The sequence below is a fragment of the Micrococcus sp. LASM2_SD2 genome (assembly GCF_057364565.1).
Genome location: NZ_JBNFOB010000207.1, coordinates 1 through 4,146, shown reverse-complemented (window position 1 = coordinate 4,146; position 4,146 = coordinate 1). Strand labels below are relative to the sequence as shown.

At 71.4% G+C, this 4,146-nt stretch carries 4 protein-coding genes; 3 read left to right on the top strand and 1 reads right to left on the bottom strand.

The window, feature by feature from the left end; translation table 11 throughout:
• The first annotated feature begins 352 nt into the window (after positions 1 to 352).
• Both AC2W7A_RS10010 and AC2W7A_RS10005 read left to right on the top strand, forming a co-directional pair.
• Positions 353 to 865: a LemA family protein gene (locus AC2W7A_RS10010; RefSeq protein ID WP_485991228.1), complete on the top strand. Its 513-nt coding sequence runs from the start codon at positions 353 to 355 to the stop codon at positions 863 to 865.
• On the top strand, positions 862 to 2,058 hold the full coding sequence (locus tag AC2W7A_RS10005; RefSeq protein WP_485991227.1) for a DUF3137 domain-containing protein: 1,197 nt from the start codon (positions 862 to 864) through the stop codon (positions 2,056 to 2,058). The genes AC2W7A_RS10010 and AC2W7A_RS10005 overlap by 4 nt, the downstream gene beginning before the upstream one ends.
• 90 nt (positions 2,059 to 2,148) lie before the next feature.
• Here AC2W7A_RS10005 and AC2W7A_RS10000 read toward each other — a convergent pair whose 3' ends face one another.
• Positions 2,149 to 3,264 carry a hypothetical protein gene (locus AC2W7A_RS10000; RefSeq protein ID WP_485991226.1) on the bottom strand — a complete coding sequence of 372 codons (1,116 nt, stop codon included), beginning with the start codon at positions 3,262 to 3,264 and terminating at the stop codon, positions 2,149 to 2,151.
• Positions 3,265 to 3,374: 110 nt separating this feature from the next.
• Here AC2W7A_RS10000 and AC2W7A_RS09995 point away from each other — a divergent pair, with 110 nt between their 5' ends.
• Positions 3,375 to 4,070, top strand: a complete 696-nt coding sequence (locus AC2W7A_RS09995; protein ID WP_485991225.1) for a VOC family protein — start codon at positions 3,375 to 3,377, stop codon at positions 4,068 to 4,070.
• Positions 4,071 to 4,146 lie beyond the last annotated feature (76 nt).

Below are 4,146 nucleotides of genomic sequence, written 5' to 3'. Positions count from 1 at the left end.
GCTCGCCGGCCTGGCCGCCTCGGTCCTGCCCTCCCGCCGGGCCACCCGGATGTCCCCGGTGGAGGGCCTGGGCGCGGTCTGAGGCCGGCAGCGGACGGCGAACGGTGCGGGGCCGTCGTCGGGACGAAGAGTCCCGACGGCGGCCCCTGACAGCGTCTTCCCAGATGTTTCACAGTGCGTGATACCGCCTGGCCCGCGCCCTGGCGCCCCGACGCAAGTGCCGACCAAGGAGCCCCGTGAACACCTCCCTCGTCATCCTGATCGTGCTCGGAGCCCTGCTGGTGCTCCTCGTCGTCTGGGCAGTCACCGTCTACAACGGCCTGCTGAGACGTCGGAACACCTCCACGGAGCGATGCGCAGCATCGACGTGGCCCTGGAGACCCGCCATGACCAGGTCAGTCAGCAGGCGAAGATCACGGAAGGTGCCGTGGGGAAGGAGGTCGAGACCGTCCTCGGCGCCACCGCCCTGCGCACCGGACGCCCCATCCGAGAGCTGGAGGTGTCCGAGAAGGCGGAGCTGCACGCCGCGCTCGACGACGCCCAGCAGCGCATCCTGCGCTCCCCCGGTGCACTGGCCTCCTTCGAGGCCTACCCGGAGATGCGGTCGCTCGCCAACGTGGACACCCTTCAGCGCACCGTCAACGAGGCCGAGGAGCGCCTGCAGGCCGCGCGCCGCTCCTACAACGCCGCCGCCACGGACTACAACACCGCCCGACAGAGCTTCCCCACCGTACTGATCGCCGGTGCCCTCGGATTCCGCCGCCACGACCTGTTCGAGCTGACGAACTCGACCAAGCGTGAGCAGGCAGACCTGGGCGGCTTCCTCGGCGGCGGCACCGCCGACGCGAACGGGGGGCGCGCATGACCCGCCTGGACGTCCCCTCGTTCGAGTCCGTCTGGGCGGGCCTGGACCAGGAGCGCACGCGGGAGGTCGAGGACCAGGCCACCGACCTGCAGCAGAACACGCCCTGGTACTTCAAGGTCATGATCGTGCTCGGCCTGGTCCTCTTCTTCCCCAGCGTGCTCGTCATGTTCATCCCGACCGCCGTCCTCGGCGTCATCCTCATGGCCGTCCCCGCCTACGTGACCATCCGCCGCGCCGGTCGGGTCTCACGCGCGGCGACGCAGGAGGTGACCGTCCCGATCTTCCAGGCCATCGCGGACGGCCTCACCACCTCGGGGGCCTCCTCGGACGGCGCCGGCCTGGACGCCTCCTACGAACCCCACGGCCGCGTGCCCGCACCGGTGCTGGCGTCCGCCGGGTTCGTCATGGACACCTCCGTGCATCAGGAGGACGTCGTCACCGGCACCCTGGGGGAGACCGACTTCGTCCTCGCCGACCTGAAGTGGGAGGAGATGTCACCGCCCGCCCCCGAGCAGGATCCGGACGAGCAGGACCGCCGGGAACGCCGCCGCCGCTGGCTCGAACGCAAGGAGCGTGGCAGCACCGGGCTGAGCCACCTGGAGCGCCGTGAGCTGGACACCCTGCAGCGCAGCGGCAGCGGCGGCGACCTCAGCACCCTCGTCCCGGGGACCATGAAGTCCTCGGCCCGCTCCTGGCTCGAGGACCTGGAGAAGGACGTCGCCGGGACACGAGCCTCCTTCGTGTACTTCTCCGCGGACTTCCACAAGGAGTTCAGCTCCACCACGTTCCTGCTGCCCTCCGACGGCCACCCCGCCTTCCGGGGGATCTCGGGGCGCACCGCAGAGCACGCGGGATGGACCCCGCTGCACCTGGAGGACGTCCGCGTGGCCGACCGGTTCGAGTGCTGGACGAGCGACCAGGTCGAGGCCCGCTATCTCATCACCCCGGAGTTCATGGACACCCTCCAGGAGCTCTTCCGGCGGTTCGGGACCGAGCACGTCGCCGTGTCCTTCACGGGCGGGCGCATGCACATCGGCGTCGCGCTCGAGCAGAACCGCTTCGGATTGGACGTGGTGAAGCAGCAGGGTCGGTCCATCGAGCAGGTGGGCCGGCAGGTCTATGACGACTTCCTGCTCTTCCTCGGCCTCATCGAGGACTTCCGGCTGAACACGCGCATCTGGTCCAAGGACTGAATCCGCCCCCGACGACGACCCCGCGCCGTGCCTGGTGGTGAACCTCCAGGTGAGCACTCCACGTCGGCCCGGCGCCACTGACCTCCTGCCTCAGGCGCTGCCGCGCGTGAAGATCGCCTCGCGGACGTCGTCGTCGTCCTCGAGGCCGGCGCCGAGCGCCGAGCCGACCGTCGCCAGCCCTCCGATGAACCAGGCGAGCTTCACGTACTGCCAGAACGTGGCCGCATCCCCGGTGACCTCGCCGAACACCTCCGCGTCCACGAACATCAGCGCGCCCGCCAGGGACAGCAGCGTCAGCGCCGCGTGCAGCACCACCACGCCGATCAGCACGGTGATCACCGTGGCGATGTTGAACACCGTCACCTGCTCCCGCTCGCCCTGACGGCGCGGCCGCTCCCAGAGCTTCGCGCCCACGACCAGCGAGACCGTCACGGACAGGACCGCCAGGCCCCCCACGAGCGCCATCTGGAGCCCGTTGTACTCGGCGGACAGCATCCACAGGTCCGTGGTCAGCAGCGTCAGCAGTCCCGCGGCCAGGGCCGCGGACAGGGACTTGGACAGGGTGGCGGCCAGCATCCAGGGCCGGTTCGCGCGGATCGTCTGCCAGAGCAGCCGGACGTTCGCCGCACCCACCCGCCAGGCGTAGACCAGCGGGAGCTCGCGGCCGCGGTCCTCCACGTCCGTGGCCAGCTGCCGGGCGGCGTGTGAGGCGGCGCGTCGCTCGGCCTCGGTGGGGGCGTCGTCGTCCTCGTCGTTGTCCAGGCCGAGGATCCTGCCCACCACCCGCGCCACCGCGGCCTCCACCGGCTCCTGGACCAGCTCCAGTGCGATCACGCCGACCGCGTGCGCCGGGGAGACCTGGCTGCGCAGCGTGTGCCGCCCCTGCTCCAGCGCCTCGTGCCGGACCGCCACCGCGAGGTCCCAGTCCTCGTCCAGCATGCGGTCCCGGGCGAACTCCAGCAGGTCCAGGGAGTCGTCCGCCTCGTCCCCGAGGTGCTGGGAGAGCACCGAGACCTCCCACGTCAGGTCCGGGTAGGTGGCATGCAGGTCCGCCGTCAGCACGGTCAGGTCCGGGTCCGGACACTGCGGGTCCACGAGCACGCCGAGGCGGACGAGCGTGGCGGTCCCCGAGCCGGAGGTGTCGGACGAGCCGGAGACGCCGGGGCCGTCGTCGGGACGGGAGGAGGAGGGAGGAAGCGCGGTCACGGCGACCATCCTCCCAGGTCCGAGACGGACCGCAGCGGCGGACCACACTGACGGAGAACTCCCAGACGACTCCCGGGAACGGCCGCATGGCTCCGCCGTAGGCTCCAGACATGAGCGAGAACACCGCCCGCATCACCCCCGGCTCCCCGATCTGGATCGACTACACCGCCGGGGACTTCGCCCGGCAGCAGGACTTCTACACCGCACTGTTCGGCTGGACCTTCGAGGACCAGGGCGAGGAGTACGGCCACTACCAGATGATCCGCAAGGGCGAGGCCACTGTCGGCGGCGCCATGGACGCGGACCTCATGGCCCGGCAGATGGGCGGCGACGTCCAGCCGGCCGCCTGGTCCGTGTACCTGAAGACCGAGGACATCGAGCAGACCATGTCCCTGGTGGAGGCGAACGGCGGCTTCGTGCCTGTGCCTCCCATGGCCGTGGGCCCGCTCGGCCACATGGCCGTGGCGATGTCCGCCGGCGGCGAGGCGGCGGGCTTCTGGCAGCCCGACGAGTTCGCCGGCCACGAACTTCGGCGGCGACCGCGCCACGGCGGGCCTGTGCGACGCCGCGCAGTGGCTGCCGGAGGGCATGCCGGGCTACTGGCGCGTGTACTTCCAGGTGCCGGACATGGACGCCGCCGTGCAGACCACCGAGGCCCACGGCGGCCGCGTGGTGGACGGGCCGCAGGACTCCCCCTTCGGCCGTGTGGCCACCGTGGTGGACCCCGCGGGCGCGACCTTCCCGCTCAACCAGCCGTGCGGCGGCTGGGGCGAGGGCACCCAGGGCTGAGGACCGCCGAGCGCTGACCGCTCAGCGGGGTCCGTCCGTCGGGGCCGTCAGCGGGTGCGCTGACAGCTCAGCGGGTGCGCTGGGGCCGGAACG